Annotated in this window: 1 protein-coding gene; it reads right to left on the bottom strand. The window is 58.5% G+C overall.

Annotation, left to right across the window (positions count from 1 at the left end):
* Window positions 1-64 precede the first annotated feature (64 nt).
* Window positions 65-311: hypothetical protein (locus HMPREF2975_RS12590; RefSeq protein WP_193600024.1), on the bottom strand; the 247-nt coding region annotated here is incomplete at its 5' end.

The raw sequence follows: 311 nt of genomic DNA, 5'->3' as shown, positions 1-311 counted from the left end.
GGGGGTGAGACCGTTTAAGGTCTCACCCCCGTACTGTTATGCCGGTGTTTCGTCGGCTAGGCGATTAGTTCTCCTCGCCTTCTCGACGGCGTCGCACGAGCGCCAGGCCAAGGCCTGCTACGCCCATTGCGGCTGCGATACCAACGAGTCCTGATACCTGCGCGCCGGTGCGTACAAGCTTAAACTTCTTGACTCCCGGCTCGGTGGTCATATCGCCAGCGGCAGACTTCTCAACGGTGACCGTCACGCGATCAATCTCGTTGCCGTTCTTGTCCTTGACGATAACTACGATCTTGTCACCAGGCTTAGCG

This window comes from Actinomyces sp. HMSC065F12, assembly GCF_001814535.1.
Taxonomy (GTDB): domain Bacteria; phylum Actinomycetota; class Actinomycetes; order Actinomycetales; family Actinomycetaceae; genus Pauljensenia; species Pauljensenia radingae_A.
Note: the sequence above shows the minus strand (reverse complement) of the source record. Positions and strands in the feature narration are given on the sequence as shown.